This window comes from Enterovirga sp. CN4-39 (genome assembly GCF_049446235.1).
GTDB lineage: Bacteria > Pseudomonadota > Alphaproteobacteria > Rhizobiales > Beijerinckiaceae > Enterovirga.
Genome location: NZ_JBMSEF010000008.1, coordinates 107,059 through 133,883 on the forward strand (window position 1 = coordinate 107,059; position 26,825 = coordinate 133,883).

The window sequence follows — 26,825 nt, forward strand, 5'->3', positions numbered from 1 at the left end:
ACGGCTCCGCCCCCGCTCCGCATGGGGTTCCGGACGCACGCACAGAACGTCTTCCGCCTCGTCGTCAAGGAACTGCGCAGCATCCGGGCAGACCCCGTGATGCTGTTCCTCGTCGTCTACGCCTTCACGCTCGCGGTCTACACGGTCGCCTCCGGCGCCTCGACAGAGGTGCGGGATGCTTCGGTCGGGGTGGTCGACGAGGACCGCTCCGAGCTCTCGCGGCAGATCGTGAGCGCGCTGCTTCCACCCCTGTTCAAGCGCGTCGTTCCCATCACGCCCCGCGAAGTCGATCCGAAGATGGACACGGGAGAACTCGTGTTCGTGCTCGACATCCCGCCCCGCCTCGAGGCCGACGTGCTGTCCGGCCGGTCGACCGAGGTTCAGCTCGACATCGACGCCACCGCCATGACCCAGGCCGGCAACGGGGCGGTCTACATCCAGAGCATCGTGACCCAGGAGGTCACCGCGTTCGGGGAGCGCCTCGGGATCAAGGTCGGCGCTCCGGTCCGGGTGGTGACGCGGGCCAAGTTCAATCCCAACCTGCAATCGAGCTGGTTCACCTCCGTCATGCAGGTGATCAACAACATCACGCTCCTGACGGTCATTCTCACCGGGGCGGCCCTGATCCGCGAGCGCGAGCAAGGCACGATCGAGCACCTGCTCGTCATGCCGCTCGTCCCCTACGAGATCATGCTCGCCAAGATCATCGCCAACGGGCTCGTGATCCTGGTCGCGGCCGGCCTGTCCCTCGCCTTCGTCGTCCAATGGTGGCTCGGTGTGCCGATCGCCGGCTCCATCCCGCTCTTCCTCCTCGGGACCGCCTTCTACGCGCTGGCCGTAGCGGCGCTCGGCATCCTCCTCGCCACGATCGCCACCTCGATGGGGCAGTTCGGCCTGCTCGTGATACCCGTGCTGCTTCTGATGCAGCTGCTGTCCGGGAGCAGCACGCCCATGGAAAGCATGCCGGTCTGGCTGCGCTACCTCATGCTGACCATCAGCCCGACGCCGCATTTCGTGGCCTTCTCGCAGGCCGTTCTCTACCGCGGGGCGGATCTTCCAATCGTCTGGCCCCAGCTTCTCGCCCTTGCGGCGCTCGGCAGCGTCTATTTCACCGCCGCCCTCCGCCGGTTCCGGCGCGTGTTCTTCGGCGACTGACCGGCGGGGCGCGGCGGATCCCGTAAGGGAGGCTCCTCTCGGGCGGTCGGGCGCGGAGCGAACGCCGGACCTTCGCGCTCAGGGCCGCACCATGACCTTCAGGGCCTCGCGCTCGTTCATCGCGCGGTAGCCGTCCGGCACCCCGTCGAGATCGACGGTGCGGTCGAACACGCGCCCGGGCTGGATGCGTCCGTCCATCACGTCCGGCAGGAGATCCGCGATATAGGCGCGAACCGGCGCGGGGCCGCCCGCCACGCTGACGTTCTTGTAGAAGGTCAGCTTGCCGCCCGGCACGGCCTCGTAATGCGGCACGCCCACGCGCCCGACGGAGCCACCCGGACGGGCGATCGCCACCGAGGTCCCGACGGCCTGCTCCGTGCCGACGCATTCCAGCACCGCATGGGCGCCGAAGCCGCCGGTCAGCTCGCGCACCCGCTCGGTGGCCTCGTCGCCGCGCTCGCTCACCACGTCCGTCGCGCCGAATTCGCGGGCGAGCGCGATCCGGTCCGGATGGTGGCCCATGATGATGATCCGCTCGGCGCCGAGCCGTTTGGCGGCCAGCACGCCGCAGAGGCCGACGGCACCGTCGCCGATGACGGCGGCGGTCGTGCCCGGCCGCACCTTCGCGGCCACGGCGGCATGGTGGCCCGTGCCCATCACGTCCGACAACGTCAGCAGGGAGGGCATCAGGGCGTCGTCCGGTCCGACATCCAGGGGAAAGAGCGTGCCGTCGGCATACGGGATGCGAAGGGCCTCCGCCTGGGCGCCGTCCAGGCCGCTGCCGTTGCCGAAGAACCCGAGGTGGATGCAGGCGGTCGGCAGGCCCTCGTCGCAGAACATGCAGGTCCCGTCGGAGGACGCAAACGGCATGACGACCACCTGCCCACGCCTGATGCGCTCGACGTCGCTGCCGACGTCCTCGACGATCCCGATCGCCTCGTGGCCCATGCGCTGGTCGGTCTGGTTGGGGCCGCCCTTGTAGGGCCAGAGGTCGCTGCCGCAGATGCAGGCGCGGGTGACGCGGATCACCGCGTCCGTGGGCGCCATGATGGCGGGATCCGGAACGTCCTCGATCCGAACGTCGCCGGCCTGGTGCATGATCGTCGCGCGCATGGATCCGCCTCCGGTATCGTTGCCGCCCCGCCGGGGAGGAAAGCCGTCGGGGTGGACGCGTTCCCGCCCTCCCACCCGCGCGGCCTCTGCGTCCGGCAGCATACGCGGCCTGACAGCTCGGGCCGCCGCATTCTCGAGCCGAACCCCGAGCGGAACGGCCGCCTAGCTGAGAAGCTCGCAATACGTTCGGCTCATTATAAGCCGATGACCTATCAGACAATCAGTACTCCTGATGCGGAACTCAGATTACGGCTTTCTTTCCAGAGCTGAATTACAGAGCTCAATCCATTAAAAGTCGGTAATGCGACAAGCTCTACCATTGTCATCGTGAGTTACGTCATTGATATAGCCTGTCGCGGCAGGGAGAAACCGGCATCCTAGCCCCCGAGGAGGCGGGCGATGCTCGACCGGCCGCCGGGCGAGGAGCCCGCGATGGAGCGACGAGTTCACGGGGCGAAGGTGATGCGGTCTGGGCTGAGTTTTTCGGCGCGGTCTGATGCGCGCGATCGATCCTTCCTGGCTTATCCGCGCTTTCGCCAAGGGAAGGAGTGTCCAGCGGGGTGGCAGGCTGTTGCCAGGGGCGGGGCCGTCGATGCCGTGATCCTGACACGGCACGCGACGGACCAGGCGCTCAGCTTCCTCCTGAACAACCTCGAGGACCCGCTGGTCCCGGTCGTCAGCATCGTTTCGCAGTCTCACCGCCTGATCGATGCCGCTCCGGCCGGAGAGGACGGCGCCTGGGCACGTGCGGAGCAGATTTCCAAGCGGCTGAACCAGCTCACCGACGCGGTTCTCTACTCTTCCCGGCCGGAGGACATCCTCCTGGCGCGCATGTACAGCCGCGAGCTGGCGCTCGCCCCTGTCTACGACCGCACGTCGCGAGAGCTCGTGAGCTATCCGCTCGCGGGCCGCATGGAGAACGTCTCCGAGACCGCCAATCGCCTGTGCGAGGACGGCCTGCTCGCGCGGAGCTTCTTCGACAAGTTCCAGTGCTGCCCGGATTGCCGCTCGTCGGTGCTCAACGTGCGAGAGGAGTGCAACAAGTGCCGCTCCTCCAACATCGAGGAGCAGACGATCGTCCATCACTTCCGCTGCGGCCACATGGCGCCGGAAAGCACGTTCCGGAATGGCGTCCGCTTCGAATGCCCGAAATGCGGCGATGCGCTGCGGCACATCGGCCTGGACTACGACAAGCCGGGCTCCGTCGTGATCTGCGCGGATTGCGGGGACATCAACGATCTTCCCGCGATCGGCTTCAAGTGCATCGATTGCGGCTCGCACCATGACAGCGAGCAGGTGCCGGTGGTCACGCGCTACAGCTACACGCTGACCGGCGCAGCCATCGCGTACCTGACACAGGGCGTGCCCGCGATGACGGAGCGGTTCGGGCTGCGGCACGAACGTTTCGACATGCTGTTGGAACAGGTCCAGCGCGAGCAGCGGGAGTTCAAGACGCCTTTCCAGGTCATGAGGATGCGGTTCCTCAATGCAGGCGCCATCAGAAACAAGAGCGTGCGCCTGTGGGAGGAAACCCGCAAGCTCGTGGACGACGCGCTGCATAGTTCGCTGCGGGAGGTGGATGCCGTCCGGGACGAGGGCGACAGCATGCTCATCCTCATGCCGCGCGCCGACCGGCGCGAAGCAGAGGCGATGCAGGGCGCCATCCGGCGCCGCCTTGGCGACATCCTGAAGGAAGACCTCCAGGTCGGGTTCGAAGTCCTGCCCGAGCCCAGGCTTTGGAACCGGGCGTCATAGGCCAGATCCGTCCGCCTTCACGCCGCAACCAGCATCGTCAAGATGATCGACCTTGCAGCACCCTTTGTCATGCTCGGGAACTTCGAGTGGCTCGCGTTGCTCTCGATGTTCTGGTTCATGATCGTCCTCGAACTGCCGCGGTACACGCTCGCGTTCGGGGCGGTCTTGGCGCGCGCGCTGTTTGTCCGGGAGCGGAAACTCACGGCAGCGGAGCGGGCCTATCTGGACAGCCTGAAGCTCTCCGTCGTGATCGCCGGGCACAACGAGGCGCATGCGATCGGCAAGTGCCTGCGCTCGCTCGGAGAGCAGACCCGGCGCATCGACGAGATCATTGTCGTCGATGACGGCTCGACCGACGACATGCGGGACGTCATCAACGAGCTGCGCCGCCAGGGGCTGATCACCACGGCGATCAGCAACCAGGTCCGTTGCGGAAAGCCTGCATCCACCAATCTGGGCATCGGCGCATCAACGGGCGACATCGTCATCAACCTGGATGCCGACTGCTCGCTCGACCGGGATGCGATCGAGAAGCTCATCGAGCCCTTCGTCGAGGGCCATGTAGGCGCGACCTGCAGTCCGATCGCGGTCCGCAATCACGACAGCTCGGCCGTCACGCGCTGGCAGGCCATCGAGTATCTCCAGTCGATCTGCCTCGGGAAGCGCGCGCTCGACATGCTGGGCCTCGTCGTCTGCGCGTCGGGTGCGTTCAGCGCGTTCCGCCGCGAAGCCCTCGATCAGGTCGGTATGCTGAGCGCCGGATCGGGCGAGGATTTCGAGCTGACGATGAGGCTGCGCCGCGCCGGCTGGCGGATCGCGTTCGCCGACCAGTCCTGGTGCTTCACCGACGTGCCGGAAACCGTTGCGGCCCTCACGCGCCAGCGTCGCCGCTGGGACCGCGACACGATCCGCATCCGCTTCAGGCTGTTTCGGAGCGTGTTCAACCCGTTCGCGCGATCCTTCTCCCCGATCGAGACGGGCGAGCAGATCGAATGGTGCGTGCTGAACCTGCTCACGACGGCAGCATTCCCGATCTATCTGGTCTGGCTGTTCTACATCTACGCAGGAGCAGCCCTGCCGATACTTCTCTCGGTCGCCCTGGTCTATCTTGTCTTGGACACGATCGGCTTTGGGATCGCGCTGTTCGTAACCCGGCGCTTCTGCGCGGCTACGATCTGGAGCCTCGTTCCGTACCTGCTGACATTCGGCCTGATCTACGCGGTCCTGATGCGATGCGTGCGCCTCTACGCCTATCTCGAGGAATGGGTGTGGTTCGCCTCCAGAAACGATCCGTACTCGCCGCGCCGGGTGGCTGCGCAGGCGCAATTCAGTTGAAAGGAGTGGGATAGATGATCCGGGCTCTGCGCGAGCGAAACGTTGCCGATAGGTTCCTGAACGACGTTCGGGCCGACCGGAAGCGGCAGCAACGGCTTGGGCGCTACGTTTACCTGGTGCTCCTGGCGCTTCTGTTCGGGTACCTCGTCCAGCTGTTCGCCGGGCCTTATCTCTGGCTACAGGCCGAAGGGTTGGTGCTTTCGGACCAGATCACGATTGCGTCGCCTCACGGCGTCCAGGTCGTCGAAATGATGGTCTCGCCCGGACAGCGGGTGCGAAAGGGCGACAGCCTCGTCAAAGTCCAGGCCCCGCAGGTGATCGACTCGATGGCCGAGCTGACCAGCCGTCTTGCCGAGTCCGCAGCGAGGCAGAGCGACGCCGCCGTGAAGGTGGAGGTCGCCCGCGCGCTGCTGAAATCCGCCACCGAGCGCTTCGAGGAGAACGACAGGCTCTGGAAGGAAGTTCTCGCGAAGAACAAGGAAACGGGGTTCATCTCGGAAGCGTTCATCTCGAACGCGCAGAACAACCGGTACGCGGCCCTCTCCGAGAAAGCCACGCGAGAGGCTGAGCTGCGCGCCGGGCTCGAGCAACTGGACGTGCTCAGCCGCGCGCACAAGGCGGCGGAGAACGCGCTCGACGAACTGCGGAGGACCTACAACGACGGGGTGATCGTTGCGCCGCAGGACGGTCTCGTCGGCGCGAAGGTCGCGGCGCCCGGCGATGTCTCGAAGGCGGGCGAGCCCCTTCTGCAACTGCATGTCGGCAAGCCCTACGCGCTCGTCTACCTGCCGACCGGCGCGCTCTTCGAGGTCGACATCGGCGAGAAGGTCAAGGTCGCCGACAACTTCAAGGAAGGGAAAGGACATGTTTCGGCGATCCTGCCGGTGACCGATCGCCTGCCCGCGGAGTTCCAGAAGACGTACCATCCGCCGACCCGTGCGCAGGTCGCCAGGATCGATCTCGACGATCCGAGCATCTTCCCGATGTCGACGACCGTCCGCGTGACGGGGGGCGCCTTCCTGAACGGCAACAAGACGGTGCAGGCCGCCAAGGACGCGGTCGGAAAGTACCTGAACCAAGACGCGATCACGCGCGCCGCGTCGGAGGGCTGGACCAAGATCGCCGGCCTGCTCCCCCTGGGAGTCGCCGATGCCCAGGCTCATCAGTAGGCGGGCGCTCTTGGCAGGGATCCTCGCGCTGGCGTGCACCCGCGCCGGCGCGGCACCCGGGGACAGAATGGCGGCGGCTCACAGGTCCATCTGGGTCTGGAACACCGCCGCCCTCCTCTCCCCTGCCGCAACCGCCCGGTTCGTCGCCGACGCGAAGGCTCTCGGACTGACCGACGCGTACCTGTTCCTGCGCGCGGCCGACTACACCAAGGAGGAAGGCAGGATCGCAGCGCTCCTCGAGGCGCTGTCGGCAGCGGGGATCCGCGCCTGGGGCATGGAAGGCTGGCGCGGCTACTTCTCCGATGTGGAAGGCCCGGCGGGCCTCTATGCGGCCGTGGACGCGATGATCGCGTTCAACGGCCGGCATCGCGTGAAATTCGCCGGCTTCATGTCCGACCTGGAGCCCCAGGATGGGCAGGGCGAGGGACAGGACCTGTTCGTCAACGACGTCCCGCAGAGCAGGCTCACGCCGGAGCAGCTCGCCAGGCGCGACCGCATCCTCGCCGAATGGCTGGGCATCCACGAGACGATCCTCGGCAAGATGCAGGCCGCGGGGCTCCAGTACGGCGCGGCCGTCCCGAGCTGGGTCGACGACTATTTCGGCGAGCCGGTCGAGGCCGTGTTCAAGGGCGTCCGCAAGCCCCTCATCGAGCATCTGATGCCGCTCGTGCCGCTCTACGTGATCATGAGCTATACCACCGACCCCGCGCGGGTGCTGAACCGGATCGAGGGCGAGATGGCCTACGCGGCGGAACGGTTGCCGGACGGCCCGCGCGTCCTGTTCGGCCTCGAGACGCATGCGGGACCGGGCGCAGGGGTCTCGTATGCGGACACCCCGCCCAAGAACAGGCGCTCGGCCGTGCGCTCCGACCTCGCCACCATCGACATGGAGCTCGGCGCCCGCTGGCCCCGATCCCATCTGGGTTGGTCGCTGCACGATTACGAAGGCTGGGCAGCGCTGCCTGCCTGAGGATGTGATGACGGCCGCACGGTGCCCTGCTAGAGGGAATTCCGGCGCATGGCCCCGTAGCTCAGCTGGATAGAGCAGCCGCCTTCTAAGCGGCAGGTCGTAGGTTCGAGCCCTACCGGGGTCGCCATGCGCTGCGGCCGCCTTGTTTGGGCGACGCGTTCTCGGATCACACTCGGACAGACATCGTGAGCACCAGACCCGTCGCGATCGGCATCATCGGGGCCGGCATCATGGGCGAGCGCATGCTCGGCGCCATCCTGGACCAGCCGCAGGGCGCGGTTTCCGTCGCCGGGATCTGGGACCCATCCGCCGCCGCCCTCGACCGGATCGCGGCGCGGTTTCCATCAGTCAAGCGACACACGGATTCCGACGCCGTCATCGCGGCGAGCGACTGCGTGTACGTGGCCTCCCCGCCCGCCTCGCATCTGGGCTACGGGCGCGCCACCCTGCAGGCGGGCAAGACCTTCTTCGGCGAGAAGCCGCTCGCCGTGGATGTCGCCGATGCCCGCGCCTTCGTGCGCGAGGCTGGCGGCCGCGGGGCAGTGAACTTCCCCTTCGCGTCCTCGCTCGGCGTCGCCGCCCTCGCCGGGTGGATCGACGAGGGCGTGGTCGGCGCTCCCACCCGCATCGCCATAGAGGTCGCCTTCGCGACCTGGCCGCGCTCGTGGCAGGCGGATGCCGCGTCCTGGCTGGATCGCCGAGAGGAAGGCGGCTTCACGCGCGAGGTCGTGTCGCATTTCCTGTTCCTGTCGCGCCGCCTGGGCGGACCGATCGCGGGGCTCACGGCGAAGGCCGAGTTCCCGGAACCGGGCCGCTCCGAGCGCCGCATCGAGGCGACGTTCACGGCGGGCGGCATTCCCGTGACGCTGACCGGCAGCGTCGGGCAGACCGACAAGGACGACCACAACACCTGGACCATCGAGGGCGAGGGCGGCGCGGTGCGGCTGCGCGACTGGTCGGTGGCCGAGCGGCGCGGTCCCGACGGGACGTTCGAGGCGGCCCCGGACGCGCTGCCGAACGAGAAGGCCCGCCCGATCGCGCTCCGGCGGCAGCTCGACGGCGTCGTCCGCCTCGCCCGCGGCGAGCCGCATCACCTGGCGACCCTGCAGGAGGCCCTCGACGTGCAGGAGGTCGTCGAGGCGATCCTCGCGAGCTGAGGCCGTCTCCGCGCCCTGGGGGTAGATCCCGGCTTTTGCCGGGATGAGCGGAGAGGGGCGCGCGCGCCTACCGGGAACCGAGCCGGGGGAGGCGCGTGGCCGCGTCGGCGTTCACGGCACCGGCCGGAACGCGCCCGGCCAGCAGCGCCTCGACCTGCGCGACGGTCTCCAGGGACTGATGCTCGATCGCCTGCGGGGTCAGGCCGCCGATATGCGGCGTCGCGATCACGTCCGGACGGCTCGCCAGCTCGGGTGACGGCTTCTGGTCGGGCGCGCGGCCGACATCCATGGCGGCTCCGGCGAGGCGGCCGGAATCGAGAGCGGCCGCGAGCGCCGCCTCGTCCACGAGGTTGCCGCGGGACAGGTTCACGAAGAAGGCGCCCGGCTTCATCCGGCCGAAGGCGTCCGCGTCCATCAGGTTTTCGGTCTCGTCGTTCGCGACGGCGAGGCACACGACGAAATCCGATTGGGCCAGCAGGTCCGGCAGGCCCACCTGGCGCAGACCCTGCGCGTCGACCTGCTTGTAGGGATCGGAGACCAGCACGCTCATGCCGAGCGCGACGGCCATGGGCGCGAGTTCCTGCGAGATCGCCCCGAAGCCGATGAGCCCGAGTGTCGAGCCACGGAGCTGCCGCCCCATGCGGGCTTCCGGCTCCTGCCCGGAGCGGTACTCGCCGGCGGAGCGCGAGATCCCGCGGGCAAGGTCGATCATGAAGCCGATCGCCATCTCGGCGACCGCGGCCGTGAAGCCGGGCGTCGCGCGGGTCACGAGGACCCCGTGACGGCCCGCGGCCTCGACATCGATGTTCCGGATGTCGACCGCGCAGCGGAGGAGCGCCACCAGGTCCGGAGCCGTCGCGAAGAACTCGGCCGGAGCGGCGGTCTGCCGGTCCGAGACGATGATCGGGCAGCCGCGGGCATGAAGGGCAAGGCCGGCCGCGTCGAGCACCCCGCCGGTCGGGTTGAGCCTCACCTCGCCGAGGCGGCGCAACGCCGCCAAAGCACGCTCGCCGTAGTACTTCTCCAGCATGTCCGGCGCGTGGCTCAGAAAGATGGGCCCCATGGCATGAATTCCCCCAGCCTGCGCCGATCGTAAGACAGCGCCGGCTCGCGCATGCAAGCCGAAGCCTGCCGCGGCGGCGGGCGCCGCCCGCAACCTCCCGAACGGAAGACCTCGGCAAGTCGCTCGGCGGGGAGCCGGCGCTCGGCCGAAGGAAGCCCAGAGACGTCGCGGCACTTCGCGCGCGGCGTTTCCAGACTGATGCACTCCGATCACTCGCAATTAACGTTAGGTCGAATTGCCGGCCCACGATTCAGCTTTGGACAAGTTAGAGCCTGCATGGTCCGGGATGGATCGAGGCGGAGAGCCAGATGGCCGAGGCGCGGGACAAGGCGCTCAAGAAGGGAGAGCTCTACGAGCTCGCCTGCATGCTCGCGATCGCATCCTGCCTGTGGCTGATCGGCGATACCCTGGGCATCTTCGCCGCCATGGAAAGGGCGGTCGTCGGCTATGGCCTGTGGGGGGTCATCTTCCTCGGCTTCCTGATGAGCTTCGCCCTCGGGATCGCGTCCGTCATGAAGTCCGTCCGGCTTCGGCGGGAGATGCGGGCCCGCGAGGCGGCGGAGCAGAACGCCCTCTCGATCGCGCGCCGCGACGCTCTGACCGCCCTGCCCAACAGGCGCATGCTGATCGAGACGGTCGAGGCCGCGACCGCCGCGAACCCGCTGCGCACGCCCTCGTCCGCCATCCTGATCGACCTCGACCGGTTCAAGCCGGTGAACGACGTCTATGGCCACGCTGTCGGAGACGCCGTCCTGTGCGAGGTGGCGGAGCGGCTGACGGCGCTGCTGCCCAAGGGAGCCATCGCGGCCCGGCTCGGCGGCGACGAGTTCTCCATCTTTCTTCCCGAGGAGGCACGCAGCGGCGAGCTGATCCGGTTCGCGCAGCAGACGATCACGCGGCTGTCGGACCCGATCTACTGGGAAGGCGCCAGGATCGACGTCGGGGCGACGATCGGCATCGCGCTCTTCCCGGGCGATGGCGAGGACGCCGAGGCGCTGCTACGGGCAGCCGATATCGCCATGTACCGCGCCAAGCGGGAAGGCCGCGGGACCTTCCGGTTCTACGAACAGCGGATGGACGAGGAGCTGAAGGAGCGGGTGACGCTCGAGATCGCGCTCCGCTCGGCGATCCAGGCCGGGCAGATCCGGCCCCATTACCAGCCGCTGGTGGACCTCGCGACCCATAGGCTCCTCGGCTTCGAGGTCCTCGCGCGCTGGTATCACCCGCAGCGGGGCATCATTCCTCCGGACGTCTTCATCCCGCTCGCCGAAGATACCGGCGTGATCACGGAGCTCTGCTACAGCCTGCTTCGCCAGGCCTGCCTCGACGCGCGGTCCTGGCCCGCGCGGCTCGGGCTTTCGGTGAACATCTCACCCTGCCAGTTCAAGGACCGGCTGCTGGCCGCCCGCCTTCTCTCCACTTTGCGCGAGACCGGGTTCGACCCGCGCCGGCTCGAGATCGAGATCACGGAATCGGCGCTGACCAACGACCTGGACGTGACGCGCGCCACGCTCGGCGTGCTGCAGAGCGCGGGCGTGTCGATCGCCCTGGACGATTTCGGCACCGGCTATTCGAGCCTCTACCACCTGCGCGAGCTGAAGTTCGACAAGATCAAGATCGACCGCTCCTTCGTGCAGTCGCTCGAGAACGAGGAGAGCGCGAAGATCATCAGCGCCATCATCGGCCTCGGCAACAGCCTCGGCATCCTGACGACGGCCGAGGGGATCGAGAACAGGCGGAATTCGGAATGGCTGGCCGACCGCGGCTGCACCTACGGGCAGGGCTACCTGTTCGGCGCCCCGGTGCCCGCCACGGACGCGGCCCGGCTGATCGAGGCGACGACGCCCCCTTCCGATCGGGACCGCCTCGCCGCAGCCTGACCGCCGGTCAGGCGAAACCCGAAGTCGGATCGGGCAGCGGCTTCGACCCGCCCTCGAGCGCCTTCACGCGGGCCTCGAGCGCCTCGTTCTCGGCCCGGAGGGTCGCGACCATGTCGCGCAGCACGTCGACCTCCTCCCGCGTCGCCACATCCATGTCGCGCAGGATGCGCTCGACCTGGGCCTTCACGGCCGTCTCCACCTCGCGCCGGACGCCCTGAGCCGCCCCCGCCGCGTCGGTCATCAGGCGAGCCAAATCGTCCATCAGGCGGCTCGTTCCGGCCATTGCGCTTTCCCTCGTGCAGTTCGCCGGCGAGCCGGCCTCGGCCCTAGATGAGGCGCGGCACGCCGTCCCGCAACAGCTTCCGTGCGCCCCGCGGGGTTGACGGTCCCGGCCAGCGCGGGAGACATCCCGTCGGCGGGCGACTCGCACCGGACCAGACATGCCGCTTCTTGCGATCCCCTTTCCTCATATCGACCCCGTAGCCATCGCCGTGGGGCCCTTCGCCATCCGCTGGTACGCGCTCTCCTACGTGGCGGGCATCGTGCTCGGCTGGTGGTACTCGCGCCGGCTCGCCGCGAACGCTGCCCTCTGGGGCGACACGCGCCGGCCGACGCAGACTGACATGGACGACCAGATCGTCTGGATCGCGCTCGGGATCGTGCTCGGGGGCCGCCTCGGCTACGTCCTGTTCTACAATCTGGGGAGCTATCTCGAGCACCCGGCCGAGATCCTCACCGTATGGCGCGGCGGGATGTCGTTCCACGGCGGCCTGATCGGGACGATCCTGGCCATCGTGCTGTTCGCCCGCGCCCGCAAGCTGAACGCGCTCGCGATGCTGGACGTCGCGGCAACGGTCGCGCCGATCGGGCTGTTCACGGGACGGGTGGCGAATTTCGTCAATGGCGAGCTCTGGGGCCGGCCGGCGCCAGATCTGCCCTGGGGTGTCGTGTTCCCGCTCGGGGGCGACGTACCGCGCCATCCCAGCCAGCTCTACGAGGCCTTCTCCGAAGGGCTGCTGCTGCTCGTCGTCATGGCGATCGCCGTCCGGATGTTCGGGTTCCGCCGGCCCGGGCTCGTGGGCGGAATCTTCGTGGTCGGCTACGCGCTCGCCCGGATCGTCTGCGAGTTCTTCCGCGAGCCCGACCCGCAGCTCGGCTTCCTGTTCGGCGGCACCACCATGGGGCAGCTGCTGTCCATCCCGATGGCGGCGGCCGGCGTGGTGATCATCGTGATCGCGGCGCGGGGCTGGACCCGGCCCCGGCCGTCCCGCCTCGAGGCGCCGGCGTGACGCCGCTCGAGCGCGAGATCCGGAGCATCATCGCGGCCGAAGGGCCGATCACGGTCGAGCGCTTCATGGCGCTCGCGCTCGGGCATCCCCGCTTCGGCTACTACCCGACCCGCGATCCGCTCGGGGCCGCAGGCGATTTCACGACCTCGCCCGAGATCAGCCAGATGTTCGGCGAGCTGCTCGGGCTCTGGGCGGCGGAGACCTGGTCCCTGATGGGCCGGCCGCCGCGCGTCGCCCTGGTGGAGCTCGGGCCTGGGCGCGGCACCCTGATGGCGGACGCCCTCCGCGCCGCGCGGGCGATGCCGGGATTTCCGGACGCGCTGGCCATCCACCTCGTCGAGACGAGCCCGGCCCTGCGCAGCGCGCAGGAACGGACGCTGGCCCGGTCCGGACACCCCGTCGCGTGGCACGATCGCTTCGAAACGGTGCCGGAGGGGCCGGCCATCATCCTTGCCAACGAATTCTTCGACGCCCTGCCGGTCCGGCAATTCGTCCGGGCGGAGCGGGGCTGGCACGAGCGCCTCGTCGGCCTGGCTCAGGACGATGCGCTGGCCTTCGGGCTCGCGCCCGATCCCGATGCGCGGATCCGTATTCCCGGAAATGCAGGCGAGGTGATCGAGATCAACGAACCGGCCCTCGCCATCGTCGGGCAGCTCGCCGGGCGGCTGTCGCGCGATGGCGGGGCCGCGCTGGTGATCGATTACGGCCATCTCCGCACCGCGCCGGGCGATACGCTGCAGGCCGTCCGCTCCCATCAATTCGCCGATCCGCTCGCCGATCCTGGCGAAGCCGACCTGACGGCGCATGTCGATTTCGAGGCCTTGGCGCGGATCTGCACCCAGGCCGGCACGCGCCTGCACGGACCGACGACCCAGGGCGAGTTCCTGCGCACGCTCGGCATCGAGGCGCGGGCGAACCAGCTGAAGCGCCGCGCCTCGCCGGGCCAGGCTGCCGCGATCGATGCGGCTTCAAGGCGCCTGACCGACCCGACCCAGATGGGAACCCTCTTCAAGGTCATGGCCTTCTCGCATCCGGGCCTTCCGTCCGTGCCGGGGCTCATACCAGTACCCGCGAAGGCGCAATCAGGATCCGAGCTGGAGACGACATGCTGATCCAGGCACCCGAACTCGCGGGGCTTCGCCGCGTCCGGCATGCCTTCTTCACGCGGCAGGACGGCGCGTCGGGCGGCATCTATGCCTCGCTCAACGGCGGCGTCGGCTCCGCGGACGATCCGAAGGCCGTCGCGGAGAACCGGGCCCGCATGGCCGGAGCGGTAGGCGTCGAGCCCGATCGGCTCCTCAGCCTCTACCAGATCCACTCTCCAGACGTGATCGTGGTGGACAGGCCCTGGCGGCCGGACGAGCGCCCGAAGGCGGACGCGATGGTGACGCGCAAACCCGGCCTCGCGGTCGCGGTCGCGAGCGCCGATTGCGGGCCGGTGCTCTTCGCCGATGCGAAGGCGGGCGTCATCGGCGCGGCCCATGCCGGGTGGAAGGGCGCCTTCACGGGTGTGCTGGAGGCGACGATCGCCCGGATGGAGGAGCTCGGCGCCGCGCGCGGCGACATCGTCGCGGTGCTCGGGCCGACGATCGGCCCGAACGCCTACGAAGTCGGGCCGGAATTCGTCGCCCGTTTCCACGAAGCGGACGAGGGATATGCGGCCTTCTTCCGGCCAAGCGAGCGGGACGGCCACGCCTATTTCGACTTGCCGGCTTTCATCATGCACCGTCTCGAAAACTGCCGGATCGGACGAGCTACCTCGCTTGGGCTCTGCACCTATTCCGATGAATTACGATTTTACAGTTATCGGCGCGCAACCCACCGCGGAGAGCCGGATTATGGCCGGTTGATCTCGGCAATAAGCCTCGAAACGGAAGACTAGGCGGCACCTGCCAGCAATCCCAGCGCGGTACAATGAAACCCGAAGCGTGGCTGTGGCGTTATGAAGCCATAACGACGACCTGCTGGGTCGCTCCACCACTCGGGAATACTTCGTCATGCGTCATGCGCTTCTCGCGATGGCCGGCATCGCCCTCGGCGTGGCCGCCGCTTCCCAACCCGCTTCCGCCCAGTCGAACTGGTGGTCGGACCCGTTGAACAGCCGCGAGATCCAGTATCTCGACGATTATCGTCCGCAGGCATCCCCGATCCCGCGTCAGCGGGTGGAGATCTCAGAGCAATTCGGGCCGGGCACGATCGTGATCTCCACGAGCGCCCGCCGCCTCTACTACGTGACCCGCCCCGGCGAGGCGATCGAGTATGGCATCGGGGTCGGCCGGCCGGGCTTCGAGTGGACCGGCACGAAACGCGTCACCGCCAAGCGCGAATGGCCGAGCTGGACGCCGCCGGCCGAGATGCTGCGCCGCCGGCCCGACCTGCCGCGCTACATGTCGGGCGGTCCCGACAATCCGCTCGGCGCCCGCGCCCTCTATCTCGGGTCCTCGCTTTACCGCATCCACGGCTCGAACGAGCCGGAGACCATCGGCCAGGCCGTCTCCTCCGGCTGCATCCGGATGACCAATGCGGACGTGATCGACCTGTACAGCCGCGTGAAGGTCGGTGCGAAGGTCGTCGTCCTCAACTGATCTTTGCTTTGGCCGGACGGGCAGTCCGCGAGCGGGGGACGACCTCGCTCGCGGATCTCCGGCTTGCGATCACGATCGTGCCGCGATTCTATTCGAGGCTCCTCGAGCGACCTCAGGACGGATCGGCTTCGCCATGGCGCTCTCCGTGCTCAACCTCGATGCCATCCGGACCGCCAGCAGGTCGACGGAGCCGTACGACTTCCTGCTCGGGGACAGCTTCCTGCGGAACGAGGCGATCGAGGGCATCAAGCGCGATTTTCCGCCGATCGAGAAACCCGGCTACCTGACGGTCGACAACGTACAGCTCCGAGGCAGCTTCGCGACCCTCATCGAGGAGTTGGAAGGGCCCGAGCTGACGGAGGAACTGTCCACGCAATTCGGGCGGGACCTGCACGGCTTTCCGCGGCTCACCACCATCATGAAGCGCAGTCAGCCGAAATACGGCGCCATCCACACGGACGGCCCGTCCAAGGTGATGACGATGCTCGTCTACATGAACGAGGCGTGGGAGGACGATGCCGGCGGGCGGCTGCGCGTCCTCTACGACGGGCAGAATTTCGAGCCCTATGCGGCCGAGGTGCCGCCCACCATGGGAACCGTCTTCGCCTTCCTGCGGAGCGACAAGTCTTGGCACGGGCACCGCCCCTTCGCCGGCGAGCGGAGGGTGGTTCAGGTCGCCTGGATCGCCGATGCCGCGGAACTGGAACGCAAGAAGAAGCGTAACCGGGTGTCTCAGTTCCTGAAGGGCATCTTCGGGCGCTGAGCGGCGGCCGTGCCGCGGGAGTTCCCGCGGCCGCCGGAAAGCACTACTGGCAGATGCGAAACGGCCGCGCTCCCCGTTGAGGGGCTGCGGCCTTTGGGGGAACGTGCCGAATGGCCCTGAAACAGAATGTCGAACTCGCACTCGAGGCGCAGATTGGCGTGGGCGGCCTTCCGCGCACTGCCTTCGAGGCCGGCCTTGCCGGCGTGACGGGCGCGCTCGGCCGCCTGCGCGAGGACTTCGATACCGGCAGGCTCGCGCTGCTGCAGCTCCCCGGCGAGCAATCGGATCTCGCCGCGATCGAGGACGCGGCCCGCACCGTGAAGGACGGCGCGACCGACGTCGTGCTGCTCGGGACGGGCGGTTCCAGCCTCGGCGGCCAGACGCTCGCGCAGATCGCCGATTGGGGGGTGCCGGGAATCGGCCGCTTCACCGAGGGCCCGCGGCTCCACTTCATGGACAATCTCGACCCGATCACCTTCGGGCGGCTGCTGGAGCGGCTCCCGCTCGAGACGAGCCGCTTCGTCGCCATCTCGAAATCGGGCGGCACGGGCGAGACGCTGATGCAGACCATGGCCGTGCTGTCGGCCCTGGACCGCGCCGGGTTGCGCGGCCGCGCGGGCGAGCTTCTCCTCGGCCTCTCCGAGCCGCGGAAGCCCAACGGCAAGAACGCGCTGCGGGACCTGCTCGAGCCGGAGGGCGTGCGCTTCCTGGACCATCACACCGGGGTCGGCGGGCGCTACTCGGTCCTGACCAATGTCGGGCTGCTGCCCGCCGCCATCCTGGGGCTCGACATCCGGGAGATCCGGGCGGGCGCCGCGGCGGCGCTGGCTCCCGTGCGGGAGGGGGCTGCCGTGGGCGAGACCCCGGCCGGAGAGGGCGCCGCCCTCGCGATCGCGGCGGCGCTGGAGCAGCGCGGCATCCACGTGATGATGGCCTATGCAGACAGGCTCGAGCGGCTGACGAAATGGTGGGTCCAGCTCTGGGCGGAGAGCCTGGGCAAGGAAGGCCGCGGCTCGCAGCCGGTGGCCGCTATCGGGCCGGTCGACCAGCACAGCCAGCTCCAGCTCTATCTCGCGGGCCCGAACGACAAGGTGTTCACGGTCATCACGACCGCCGTGGCGGGCGAGGGCCCCGTCATGGATCCGGCTCTGGCGGAGCGGGCGGGCGAACCGGGCTTCGCCGGCCGGGCGATCGGCGACCTCGTGGCCGCCCAGGGCCGGGCCACCGCGGACACGCTCGCGCGCAACCGCCGCCCGGTCCGCCGCATCGAGATCGACACGCTCGATGCGCGGGCCATGGGCGAGCTGACCATGCATTTCATGCTGGAGACGATCCTCACCGGCTACGCGCTCGGGATCGACCCGTTCGATCAGCCGGCCGTCGAGGAAGGAAAGATCCTGGCAAAGAAGTATCTTGCCGAGAGCCAGGCCTGATATCAGGCGGAGATGAGTGCTGTCCGCCGCCTGGATCCCGTCCTGGTCGACCGCATCGCGGCCGGCGAGGTCGTCGAGCGGCCGGCGGCGGTCGTAAAAGAGCTCGTCGAGAACGCCATCGATGCCGGCGCGCGCACGATCGAGGTCACGGTCGAGGCGGGCGGGCGCCGCCTCGTCCGCGTCGTCGACGACGGGCGCGGCATGAGCCCGGAGGATCTCGACCTCGCCGTCGAGCGCCACGCGACCTCGAAGCTCCCGGACGGCGATCTCGCGACCATCCGCACGCTCGGCTTCCGCGGCGAGGCGCTGCCCTCGATCGGCGCTGTCGCGCATCTCACCATCCTCACCCGGCAGGCGGACGATCCCACCGGCGCCGCCATCACGGTCGATGCGGGCCGCAAGGGTGCCGTGCGGCCGGCTTCCGCTGCGCACGGCACCCGCATCGAGGTGAAGGACCTTTTCGCCGCCACACCGGCCCGTCTCAAGTTCCTGAAATCCGACCGGGCCGAGGCACTGGCCGCGGCCGAGATCGTGCGGCGGCTCGCGATAGCGCATCCCACGCTGCGCCTGTCGCTCTCCGGCGACCATCTCTCGTTCCTCTCCCTCCCGCCGGAGGCAGCGACGCCGGAGGGCTTTCTCCGCCGCGCCGCGCGCGTGCTCGGCTCCGACTTCACGGCGAATGCCGTCGAACTCCGGGCCGAGCGGGAGAACCTCATGCTCTCCGGCCATGTCGGGCTGCCGACCTTTCACCGCGGGGCCGGGACCCACATCCATTTCGTCGTGAACGGCCGGCCGGTGCGCGACAAGCTCCTCCTGTCCGCCGTGCGCGGCGCCTATGCCGACACGATGGCGGGCGACCGCCACCCCGTCCTGGCGCTCGCGCTCGATTGCGATCCGCAGCTCGTCGACGTGAACGTGCATCCGGCCAAGACCGAGGTCCGTTTCCGCGATCCGGGCCTCGTCCGCTCCCTCGTGGTCTCGGCGATCCGGGACGCCCTCACCCGGGCGGGCCATCGTGCGGCGAGCACCGGGGGGCTGCGTACCCTGGACCGGCTGCGGCCCAATGGCGGCACGGGCTGGTCCGCGCCGCCGCGGCCGGCGGCGGGGTTCGGCGGAGAAAGCTGGCAGGCGCCCCTCCCGCCTTCGAACGGCTTTGGCGAGGCCGCGCAGGCGAGCTTCGCGGCCTTCGAGCCGAGCGCCGACATCCGCACCGCTCCGGCCTTGCCGGAGGACGCGGACGAGGCCCCGCTTGGCGCCGCGCGCGCGCAACTGCACGAGACCTACATCGTCGCCCAGACTGGCGACGGCATCGTCATCGTCGACCAGCACGCCGCGCACGAGCGCCTCGTCTACGAGCGGCTGAAGGCGGAGCGCGCCGGCAGCGGCATCGCGCGCCAGCCGTTGCTCATCCCCGAGGTGGTCGAGCTCGACCCCGTGGATGCGGGCCGGATCCTCGGCGAAGCGGAGCAACTGCTCGGCCTCGGCCTCGCCGTCGAGCCCTTCGGGCCCGGGGCGCTTCTCGTTCGCGAGGTGCCGGCCGCGCTCGCCGGTGGGTCGGCTGCTGCCCTGCTGCGCGACGTCGCGGACGCCATGGCCGAGGGCGGACCGGGCGGGGCGCCGATCGCGGAGCGGCTCGACGCCATCCTGTCACGGATGTCGTGCCATGGCTCGATCCGGGCGGGCCGGCGGCTCAGCCCGCCGGAGATGAACGCTCTGCTGCGCCAGATGGAGGCGACGCCGCTCTCCGGGCAGTGCAACCACGGCCGCCCGACCTATGTCGAGCTGAAGCTCTCCGACATCGAGCGGCTGTTCGGCCGCCGCTGACGCGACGTCGCCGGGAGCGAGCCGCCGGAACAGCCGGCGGCCCGCCAGGATCGCGAGGAGCCTAGTTCCGGGCGCGCGCCCGGATCATGAAGGTATCGAAGGAGTACTCGGCCAGCTGCCACCAGAGATATTCCTCGTTCCGGAATGCCCGCTGGTGCTCGTAGATCTTCTTGAAGTCCGGGTTCTTGGCCGAGAGCTCGTCATAGATCTCGTTGGACGCCTTGAACCCGGCCTCCATGATCTCCTGGCTGAAGGGCCTGAGCTGGGCGCCCTGCGCCACCAGGCGCCGGAGCGCCGCCGGGTTGCGGGCGTCGTACTTGGCCGTCATCTCCATGCCGGCCTGGATGGCGGCCGTGTACATGATCTGCTTGTAGAGCTTCGGCAGCTCGTCCCATTTCGGCTTGTTGATCCAGAAATGGGTGGTCGGCGCGCCCTCCCAGAACCCGGGATAGTAGTAGTAGGGCGCGACCTTGGCGAAGCCGAGCTTCTCGTCGTCATAGGGGCCGACCCATTCGGCGGCGTCGATCGTGCCCCGCTCCAGGGCCGGATAGATGTCGCCCCCCGGGATCTGCTGCGGGACGACCCCGAGCTTGGCCATGACCTGGCCAGCGAGGCCCGCGATGCGGAACTTCAGCCCCTGCAGATCGGCGACGGTCTTCACCTCCTTGCGGAACCAGCCGCCCATCTGGGTGCCCGTGTTGCCACCCTGCAGCGTATGGACATTGTACTTGGTGAGGTACTCGTTCACGAGTTCCTGGCCGCCGCCCGCGTGAAGCCAGGCATTGCGCTGCCGGACGTTCATGATGAAGGGCGTGTCGGCGATCAGGGCGAGGGCCGGGTCCTTCCCGACATAGTAGTAGCCCGGACCGTGGATCATCTCGACGGTGGCGTTCGAGACCGCATCGAGCGCCTGCGGCATGCCGACGATCTCGCCTGCCGCGAAAGGCTGGATCTGGAACTTGCCGTCGGTCAGCTCGCTGACGAGCTTCGAGAAGGTCTCCGACGCGCCGTAGAGCGTATCGAGGGATTTCGGGAAGGTGGAGGAGAGCCGCCAGCGGATCTCCGGATTGGACTGCGCGATCGCGGGCGCGGCAACGCTAGCGGCCGCCAGGCCGACGGAGCCGGCCTGGAGGAACTGACGACGTTTCATTGCGGACGTTTCCCTGAATTCTTGGGACACCGGACCGGTGTCACAGGGAACTTTGCGGGAGCGTCCGGCTTTGTCGACCCCTACCTTGGAAAGTGCCCTCTATTTGGGCGCGGCGGGCGTCGCTGGGGCCGGGGTCGCCGGAGCGGCCGCCGGCTGATCGAGCCGCTCGACCTTGCCGTTCTTCCGCAGAGCCAGGACGACGTCCTGCTGCGCCTTGCGGGTGAGATACTGGTCGATCTGGTCCTTCAGCTCCTCGAAGGTCGGCTGCGGCTTGGCGCGCCGCTCCTCGACCTGGATGACGTGCCAGCCGAACTGGCTCTTCACCGGGTCGGAAATCTCCTTCGGCTTCATCTTGAAGGCAGCCTCGGCAAAAGGCTCGACCATCCGGTCCTTGGTGAAGAAGCCCAGCTCGCCGCCTTCGGCCTTGGAGCCCGGGTCCTTCGACACCTCGGCCGCGACCTTAGCGAAGTCCTCGCCGCCCTTCACGCGCGCCGCGACCTTCTTCGCCTCGTCTTCGTCCTCGACGAGGATGTGGCGGGCCCGCACCTCCTCCTCGGGCTTCATCTCCTTGACGGTATCGTCGTAGAGCTTGCGCGCCGCCGCCGGATTGACGGCCTTCTTGCTCTCCTGCTCGAGATATTCGTCCACCAGGAGCTTGTCCCGCATGTAGGCGAGGCGGCGCTTGAAGTCGGGCGAATCGGCCAGCTTCGCGGCCTCGGCCGCCTGCGCACCGAGCTTCAGATCGATCACATAGCCGACCAGGATGTCGCGCTTCTGCTTCTCGTCCGTGCCCGGAAGCTGCAGGGCCGGATCCTCCGCCGCGATGGCGAGGTCGCCTTCCGTGATCGTCTGGCCGCCCACCTTCGCGATCACCTTGCTGGGATCGGCGGGCTGGGCAGCGGCAGGTGCCGGCGGGGTCGCCGGAGCCGGGGCGGGCTGCGCAAGCGCGGCCAGCGGGAGGGCGAAGCCCGCCGCAAGCGCGGTCGTGCGCAGAAGCGTGGTGAGACGTGACGGCATGACGTGTTCCTGCTGGCCTGCGCCGGGTCGGGGAGAGGTGGATTAGTTCCAGGAAGATGGCAAGACTGGGCCCTCAGGCGGCAGGGTCGCACGAGCGCTCCGGGAATCAGAACACCCGGACGGCTTCTCGCTCTGCGGCCCCCCGTACGTAGACGGAGAGCCCGTTGCGCGTGCTGTAGCCAATCGGCGTCTCGGGGAACGCTTCCTCGATGAGGGCAAACGGACCCATGAAGTTGTCGAACCGGAGAAAATCCTTGTCCGCCGGCTCGACGAAGACATCGAGGTCGGACCGTCCATGGGCCTCGTTTCGGGCAACCGAGCCGAAGAGATAGAGGTGCTCGACGCCGAAGGCGCGAAGCTCCGGCTCGATGCTCCTCAAGCGTGCGACGGCTTCATCGCGTGTCATGGCCTCAGCTTAGCACAACTCGGCCAGGATGGACGGGACCTCGTCCGGGATCTCGCGCGCGAGATAGCCGAGGAGCCCGCGGGAACTCGCCAGCCTGTTGCCCGCCTCGCCATGGAGGTAGACGCCCCAGACGACCGCGCGGACCGGATCCGCACCGCGGCCGAGAAGCCCGGCGATGAGGCCCGCCAGCGTGTCCCCCGAGCCGGAAGTTCCCAGGCCGACATTGCCGTGCGCGCAGGACCACGCCTCGCCCGCCGGCCCCGCGATGTAGGAGCAGGCGCCCTTCAGGGCGACCACCACGCCGAGGTCGGCGGCGACCTCGCGGGCGACCGCCTCCGGGTCCGCTTCGATCTCCTCCTTGTCGCGCCCAAGCATGCCGGCCATCTCGCCCGCATGCGGCGTGATCACGACGCGGCCCGCATGCCGGTCCAGCAAGTCCCGGTGGCGCCTCAGGCCCATCATGGCGGCCGCATCGAGGACGATGGGCACATCCGCGATCCGGGACAGCAACTCGGCCACGAGATCGCCCGTCGCCTCCTCGTCGAGGAGGCCCGGCCCGATCAGGACGGCACTGCACTTCCCGGCGTTCCGGGCGATCGTCTCGGCGGCCTCGATCGTGATCGCGCCGGACGGCGTCTCCGGCAAGCCGACCGCCCGCGCCTCGGGCATGGCCGTCCCGAGGTGGAAGGCGATCGACGCCGGGCAGTTGTACTGGAGCTTCCCGGCCCCGACGCGCAGGACCGAAGTCCCGGCCAGGATGGCCGCGCCGATCAACTCCCGGCTGCCCGCGACGACGAGGACACGGCCTCGCTCCTCCTTGCCGCCCTCCCCGCTCGGCTGCGGGATGGGCATGCGGGCGAGCGCTCCGCGCGTGACGGTCTCGCCCATCAGGCCGCCGCCACCTTGGCATCCGGCTCCGTCGTCACCGGGGTGCCCTCCTCCTCGAGCGGGACGGTGAAGTTGTACCGGGACAACCGCAGGCCCCCGTCCTTTCCGAGTTCGGGATCGAAGCGGTACTCGGTGAGGCCGCAATTCGCGACGTCGCCCTCCCGGTCGATCGCCAGGATCTGCTCCTCCGTCATATTCTCGACGAGGTAGCGCATGCACAGGACGATGACCTGGTGGCTGACCACGAGCACCCGCCGCCCCGAGTGCCGGATGCCGATCGTGTCGAGCGCGCTCCTCAGCCGGAGGATCGCGTCGCACCAGCTCTCGCCGCCGGGTGGCCGGTGGTAGAACTTGCCGAGGATCCGGCGGAACTCGGCCTGGTCGGGGTGGCGCTCGCGGATCCCGACCGTGGTGAGCCGGTCGAGGATGCCGAACTCCTTCTCGCGCAGCCGCTCGTCGATCAGGAGCTCGTGGTCGGGGTGATAGCCGCCGACCTGCCGGACGATCTCGGCCGTGCGCCGCGCCCGGCGATAGGGCGACGTCACGACGACCTCCGGCCTGTCGTCGGGCGGCAAATCCGCGAACCAGCGGCCGAGCGAGCGCGACTGCCGCTCTCCCAGCGCGGAGAGATCAACGTCCACGTCGCGCTCGGCGATGTCGATCCAGGCGAGCCCGGCCGCCGTCGCGGCGGCCCGGGCCACGTTGCCGGCGCTCTCGCCATGCCGGACGATCCAGAGGCGCTCAGGCCAGCCGTGGTGCATGAGGTCTTCCCGATGAACGGGGCCGAAACCGATGACCGCCCGCGCGTGTTCCGTAGCCATGCCTCGCAGCCGTTCGGCCGAAAGCCTTTCGGATGCGCGACGCGCTTCTTATGTCTATAAGGCCGGCCAAAGCGGGCAGCGCTGCCCGGCTCCCAAGACACCCTCGGTTACAGGTCAGCGATGCTCGGTGCTCTCGCCAAGAAGATTTTTGGCTCCGCCAATGACCGGCGGCTGAAGACCTATGCGCCGAAAGTCGCGGCCATCAACGCGCTGGAGCCTCAACTGGCCGCGCTCTCCGATGAGCAGCTTCGCGCCCGCACGGACGAGCTGAGGGCCGAGCTCACGGCCGGCAAGACACTGGACGATATCCTGGTCCCGGCTTTCGCGACCGTCCGGGAAGCCGCCAAGCGCACGCTCGGCCAGCGCCATTTCGACGTGCAGCTCATCGGCGGCATGGTGCTGCACGAGGGCGGCATCTCGGAGATGAAGACCGGCGAAGGCAAGACGCTGGTCGCCACGCTGCCGGTGTACCTGAACGCGCTCTCGGGCAAGGGCGTCCACGTCGTCACCGTGAACGACTACCTGGCCACCCGCGACGCGGAGTGGATGGGCCAGGTCTACCGCTTCCTGGGCCTGACCGTCGGCACGATCGTGCACGGGCTCGACGATGCCCAGCGGGCCGAATCCTACGCCTGCGACATCACCTACGGGACCAACAACGAATACGGGTTCGACTACCTGCGCGACAACATGAAGTACGACTTCGCGCAGATGGTCCAGCGCGGGCACAACTTCGCGATCGTCGACGAGGTGGACTCGATCCTCATCGACGAGGCGCGGACGCCGCTCATCATCTCCGGCCCGATCGACGACCGCTCCGAGCTCTATCTGGCGATCGACGAGATCGTCCCGCGCCTCGGACGCGAGGATTACGACCTCGACGAGAAGCAGCGGGCGGTCTCGCTGAACGAGAGCGGGAACGAGAAGATCGAGGAGTGGCTGCGCGAGGCGGGCCTCCTCAAGGAGGGCGACCTCTACGACGCGACCAACATCACGCTCGTGCACCACGTGAACCAGGCGCTCCGGGCCCACAAGCTGTTCCAGCGCGACAAGGATTACATCGTCCGCAACGGCGAGGTCGTCATCATCGACGAGTTCACCGGCCGCATGATGCCGGGCCGCCGCTATTCCGAAGGGCAGCACCAGGCCCTGGAGGCGAAGGAACGCGTCCAGGTCCAGCCCGAGAACCAGACGCTCGCCTCCATCACGTTCCAGAACTACTTCCGCCTCTACGCCAAGCTCGCGGGCATGACGGGCACGGCCTCGACCGAGGCGGACGAGTTCCAGGAGATCTACAATCTCGAGGTCGTCGAGATCCCGACGAACCGGCCGGTGCAGCGCCTGGACGAGGACGACGAGGTCTACCGGACGGCGAACGAGAAGTACAAAGCCATCATCCGGGAGATCACGGAGGCCGCAAAGCGCGGCCAGCCGACGCTCGTCGGCACCACCTCCATCGAGAAGTCCGAATACCTGGCCGAGCTCCTGAAGGAGGACGGCTTCGCGCAGATGGACTTCGCCGACCCGAACGCGCTCGCTCCGCTCTACGATGCGGCCCGGAAAGGCGAGCACCGCAGGATCTTCGCCGTGCTGAACGCCCGCTTCCACGAGCAGGAGGCGCATATCGTGGCCCAGGCCGGCGTTCCCGGCATGATCACCATCGCCACCAACATGGCCGGCCGCGGCACGGACATCCAGCTCGGCGGCAACGCCAAGATGCGGGTCGAGCACGAACTCGGGCTCGCGGGCGAGATGCCGGAGGAGGAACGCACCCGGCGGCGGGCCGAGATCGAGGCCGAGGTCGCCTTGTTCAAGGAGCGGGTGCTGGCCGCGGGCGGTCTCTACATCCTCGGAACGGAGCGGCACGAGAGCCGGCGCATCGACAACCAGCTGCGCGGCCGCGCCGGCCGGCAGGGCGATCCGGGCCGCTCGAAGTTCTACCTGTCGCTGCAGGACGACCTGATGCGGATCTTCGGATCCGAGCGCATGGACGGCATGCTGACCAAGCTGGGCCTCAAGGAGGACGAGGCGATCGTCCATCCCTGGATCAACCGTGCGGTCGAGAAGGCACAGCAGAAGGTCGAGGCCCGCAACTTCGACATCCGCAAGAACATCCTCAAGTACGACAACGTCATGAACGACCAGCGCAAGGTCGTGTTCGAGCAGCGCCGCGAGTTCATGAGCGAGGAGAGCGTGCGCGAGACGATCGACGACATGCGCCACGGCATGGTCGACGATCTCGTCGCCCGCCACATCCCGGCGGGCGCCTATCCGGAGCAATGGGATACGGCCGGCCTGAAGGAGGCGGTCGGCCAGGTGCTGAACCTCGATGCGCCGGTCGAGGACTGGGCCAAGGAAGAGGGCATCGCGGAGGACGAGATCCGCGAGCGGCTCCGGAAGATGTCGGACGACGCCTACTCGGAGCGCGTCGAGCGGAACACGCCGGACGTGATGAACTATGTCGAGAAGCAGGTGCTCCTGCAGTCGCTCGACCACCTGTGGCGCGAGCACCTCGTGACGCTGGATCACCTGCGGCAGGTGATCGGCTGGCGCGGCTACGCCCAGCGCGATCCGCTGAACGAGTACAAGAGCGAGGCCTTCGATCTCTTCAACCAGATGATCGGGCATCTGCGCGAGCAGGTGACCGGCCAGCTGATGCGGGTCGAGATCGTGTTCCAGGAGCCGGAGCCGGAAGGCCTGCCCCCGATGTTCGCCGAACATCTCGATCCTGCGACCGGCGAGAACGAGTTCGCCTCCGGCCACGCGACCGGCTCCTTCGGCGGCGCGGGCCCCGCGCTCGGCTTCGCGGCCACCGAGATGAGCGCCGACACGGCCGTGCTGGAGCGCGATCCGGAGGATCCGAATACCTGGGGCCGAGTCGGCCGGAACGAACCCTGCCCCTGCGGTTCGGGCAAGAAGTACAAGCACTGCCACGGCCGGTTCACGGTCTGAGCTTCATGGCCGGCCGCGAGCTGGCCCGGGGCGGCACCGGCCCGGGGCCGGGTCGCTCTCGGCCGGCACCCTCCTGCCCGGCTTCTCAAGCTCCCAGCAC

General features: G+C 68.6%; 23 protein-coding genes and 1 tRNA gene. 16 read left to right on the top strand and 8 right to left on the bottom strand.

Annotated elements, in window-relative coordinates:
• Window positions 1-21 precede the first annotated feature (21 nt).
• Window positions 22-1,155: an ABC transporter permease gene (locus ACO2SS_RS14805; RefSeq protein WP_423278577.1), complete on the top strand. Its 1,134-nt coding sequence runs from the start codon at window positions 22-24 to the stop codon at window positions 1,153-1,155.
• Window positions 1,156-1,233: 78 nt separating this feature from the next.
• Here the strand turns inward: ACO2SS_RS14805 and ACO2SS_RS14810 are convergent, their stop codons facing one another.
• Window positions 1,234-2,268 carry a zinc-dependent alcohol dehydrogenase family protein gene (locus tag ACO2SS_RS14810; protein ID WP_423278445.1) on the bottom strand — a complete coding sequence of 345 codons (1,035 nt, stop codon included), beginning with the start codon at window positions 2,266-2,268 and terminating at the stop codon, window positions 1,234-1,236.
• A 399-nt stretch (window positions 2,269-2,667) separates the two neighbouring features.
• Between ACO2SS_RS14810 and ACO2SS_RS14815 the strand changes: the two genes are divergently transcribed.
• The 6 genes from ACO2SS_RS14815 (at window position 2,668) to ACO2SS_RS14840 (ending at window position 8,654) form a co-directional block, all read left to right on the top strand.
• Window positions 2,668-4,023, top strand: coding sequence for a hypothetical protein (locus ACO2SS_RS14815; RefSeq protein WP_423278446.1), 1,356 nt, complete (start codon window positions 2,668-2,670; stop codon window positions 4,021-4,023).
• A gap of 42 nt (window positions 4,024-4,065) precedes the next feature.
• Complete coding sequence (locus ACO2SS_RS14820; protein ID WP_423278447.1) at window positions 4,066-5,358, top strand: glycosyltransferase; 1,293 nt, start codon at window positions 4,066-4,068, stop codon at window positions 5,356-5,358.
• Between the two features lie 14 nt (window positions 5,359-5,372).
• A complete protein-coding gene (locus tag ACO2SS_RS14825; RefSeq protein ID WP_423278448.1) occupies window positions 5,373-6,527 on the top strand; it encodes an HlyD family secretion protein in 1,155 nt (384 codons plus the stop codon).
• Window positions 6,508-7,497, top strand: coding sequence for a hypothetical protein (locus ACO2SS_RS14830; protein ID WP_423278449.1), 990 nt, complete (start codon window positions 6,508-6,510; stop codon window positions 7,495-7,497). The genes ACO2SS_RS14825 and ACO2SS_RS14830 overlap by 20 nt, the downstream gene beginning before the upstream one ends.
• A 50-nt stretch (window positions 7,498-7,547) precedes the next feature.
• Window positions 7,548-7,624 (top strand) — tRNA-Arg (locus ACO2SS_RS14835).
• A 58-nt stretch (window positions 7,625-7,682) separates the two neighbouring features.
• Window positions 7,683-8,654, top strand: coding sequence for a Gfo/Idh/MocA family protein (locus ACO2SS_RS14840; RefSeq protein ID WP_423278450.1), 972 nt, complete (start codon window positions 7,683-7,685; stop codon window positions 8,652-8,654).
• A gap of 67 nt (window positions 8,655-8,721) precedes the next feature.
• On the opposite strand, the gene ACO2SS_RS14845 is transcribed toward ACO2SS_RS14840, so the two are convergent.
• On the bottom strand, window positions 8,722-9,717 hold the full coding sequence (locus ACO2SS_RS14845) for an NAD(P)-dependent oxidoreductase (protein ID WP_423278451.1): 996 nt from the start codon (window positions 9,715-9,717) through the stop codon (window positions 8,722-8,724).
• A 308-nt stretch (window positions 9,718-10,025) separates the two neighbouring features.
• Between ACO2SS_RS14845 and ACO2SS_RS14850 the strand changes: the two genes are divergently transcribed.
• Window positions 10,026-11,597, top strand: coding sequence for a putative bifunctional diguanylate cyclase/phosphodiesterase (locus ACO2SS_RS14850; protein WP_423278452.1), 1,572 nt, complete (start codon window positions 10,026-10,028; stop codon window positions 11,595-11,597).
• A 7-nt stretch (window positions 11,598-11,604) separates the two neighbouring features.
• On the opposite strand, the gene ACO2SS_RS14855 is transcribed toward ACO2SS_RS14850, so the two are convergent.
• Window positions 11,605-11,880 (bottom strand): accessory factor UbiK family protein, encoded by a 276-nt coding sequence (locus ACO2SS_RS14855; protein WP_423278453.1) that lies wholly within the window; start codon window positions 11,878-11,880, stop codon window positions 11,605-11,607.
• 157 nt (window positions 11,881-12,037) lie between these two features.
• Here ACO2SS_RS14855 and lgt point away from each other — a divergent pair, with 157 nt between their 5' ends.
• From lgt to mutL, 7 genes are all read left to right on the top strand, one after another.
• The gene (lgt, locus tag ACO2SS_RS14860; protein ID WP_423278454.1) at window positions 12,038-12,886 is read left to right on the top strand and encodes a prolipoprotein diacylglyceryl transferase; all 849 of its coding nucleotides are present in this window, start codon (window positions 12,038-12,040) and stop codon (window positions 12,884-12,886) included.
• Window positions 12,883-13,998, top strand: a complete 1,116-nt coding sequence (locus ACO2SS_RS14865; protein WP_423278455.1) for a class I SAM-dependent methyltransferase — start codon at window positions 12,883-12,885, stop codon at window positions 13,996-13,998. The genes lgt and ACO2SS_RS14865 overlap by 4 nt, the downstream gene beginning before the upstream one ends.
• Window positions 13,992-14,768, top strand: a complete 777-nt coding sequence (gene pgeF / locus ACO2SS_RS14870) for a peptidoglycan editing factor PgeF (RefSeq protein ID WP_423278456.1) — start codon at window positions 13,992-13,994, stop codon at window positions 14,766-14,768. Before ACO2SS_RS14865 ends, pgeF begins: the two co-directional genes overlap by 7 nt.
• Window positions 14,769-14,883: 115 nt before the next feature.
• Window positions 14,884-15,471 carry a L,D-transpeptidase gene (locus ACO2SS_RS14875; RefSeq protein WP_423278457.1) on the top strand — a complete coding sequence of 196 codons (588 nt, stop codon included), beginning with the start codon at window positions 14,884-14,886 and terminating at the stop codon, window positions 15,469-15,471.
• Window positions 15,472-15,604: 133 nt separating this feature from the next.
• Window positions 15,605-16,234, top strand: a complete 630-nt coding sequence (locus ACO2SS_RS14880; RefSeq protein ID WP_423278458.1) for a 2OG-Fe(II) oxygenase — start codon at window positions 15,605-15,607, stop codon at window positions 16,232-16,234.
• Window positions 16,235-16,344: 110 nt separating this feature from the next.
• Window positions 16,345-17,667, top strand: coding sequence for a glucose-6-phosphate isomerase (locus ACO2SS_RS14885; protein ID WP_423278459.1), 1,323 nt, complete (start codon window positions 16,345-16,347; stop codon window positions 17,665-17,667).
• Between the two features lie 12 nt (window positions 17,668-17,679).
• Complete coding sequence (gene mutL, locus ACO2SS_RS14890) at window positions 17,680-19,491, top strand: DNA mismatch repair endonuclease MutL (RefSeq protein WP_423278460.1); 1,812 nt, start codon at window positions 17,680-17,682, stop codon at window positions 19,489-19,491.
• Window positions 19,492-19,552: 61 nt separating this feature from the next.
• Here mutL and ACO2SS_RS14895 read toward each other — a convergent pair whose 3' ends face one another.
• The 5 genes from ACO2SS_RS14895 to ACO2SS_RS14915 all read right to left on the bottom strand — a co-directional run bounded on the left by ACO2SS_RS14895 (window position 19,553) and on the right by ACO2SS_RS14915 (window position 23,773).
• Window positions 19,553-20,641 (bottom strand): TRAP transporter substrate-binding protein, encoded by a 1,089-nt coding sequence (locus ACO2SS_RS14895; RefSeq protein WP_423278461.1) that lies wholly within the window; start codon window positions 20,639-20,641, stop codon window positions 19,553-19,555.
• 99 nt (window positions 20,642-20,740) lie between these two features.
• On the bottom strand, window positions 20,741-21,658 hold the full coding sequence (locus tag ACO2SS_RS14900; protein ID WP_423278462.1) for a peptidylprolyl isomerase: 918 nt from the start codon (window positions 21,656-21,658) through the stop codon (window positions 20,741-20,743).
• A gap of 106 nt (window positions 21,659-21,764) precedes the next feature.
• Entirely contained in the window at window positions 21,765-22,064 is a 300-nt protein-coding gene (locus tag ACO2SS_RS14905; RefSeq protein WP_423278463.1) for a nucleotidyltransferase family protein, read from the bottom strand.
• A 9-nt stretch (window positions 22,065-22,073) separates the two neighbouring features.
• The gene (locus ACO2SS_RS14910; RefSeq protein WP_423278464.1) at window positions 22,074-22,952 is read right to left on the bottom strand and encodes an NAD(P)H-hydrate dehydratase; all 879 of its coding nucleotides are present in this window, start codon (window positions 22,950-22,952) and stop codon (window positions 22,074-22,076) included.
• Entirely contained in the window at window positions 22,952-23,773 is an 822-nt protein-coding gene (locus tag ACO2SS_RS14915) for a histidine phosphatase family protein (RefSeq protein WP_423278465.1), read from the bottom strand. The genes ACO2SS_RS14910 and ACO2SS_RS14915 overlap by 1 nt, the downstream gene beginning before the upstream one ends.
• Before the next feature lie 120 nt (window positions 23,774-23,893).
• Between ACO2SS_RS14915 and secA the strand changes: the two genes are divergently transcribed.
• Complete coding sequence (gene secA / locus ACO2SS_RS14920; RefSeq protein ID WP_423278466.1) at window positions 23,894-26,725, top strand: preprotein translocase subunit SecA; 2,832 nt, start codon at window positions 23,894-23,896, stop codon at window positions 26,723-26,725.
• Window positions 26,726-26,825: the final 100 nt, after the last annotated feature.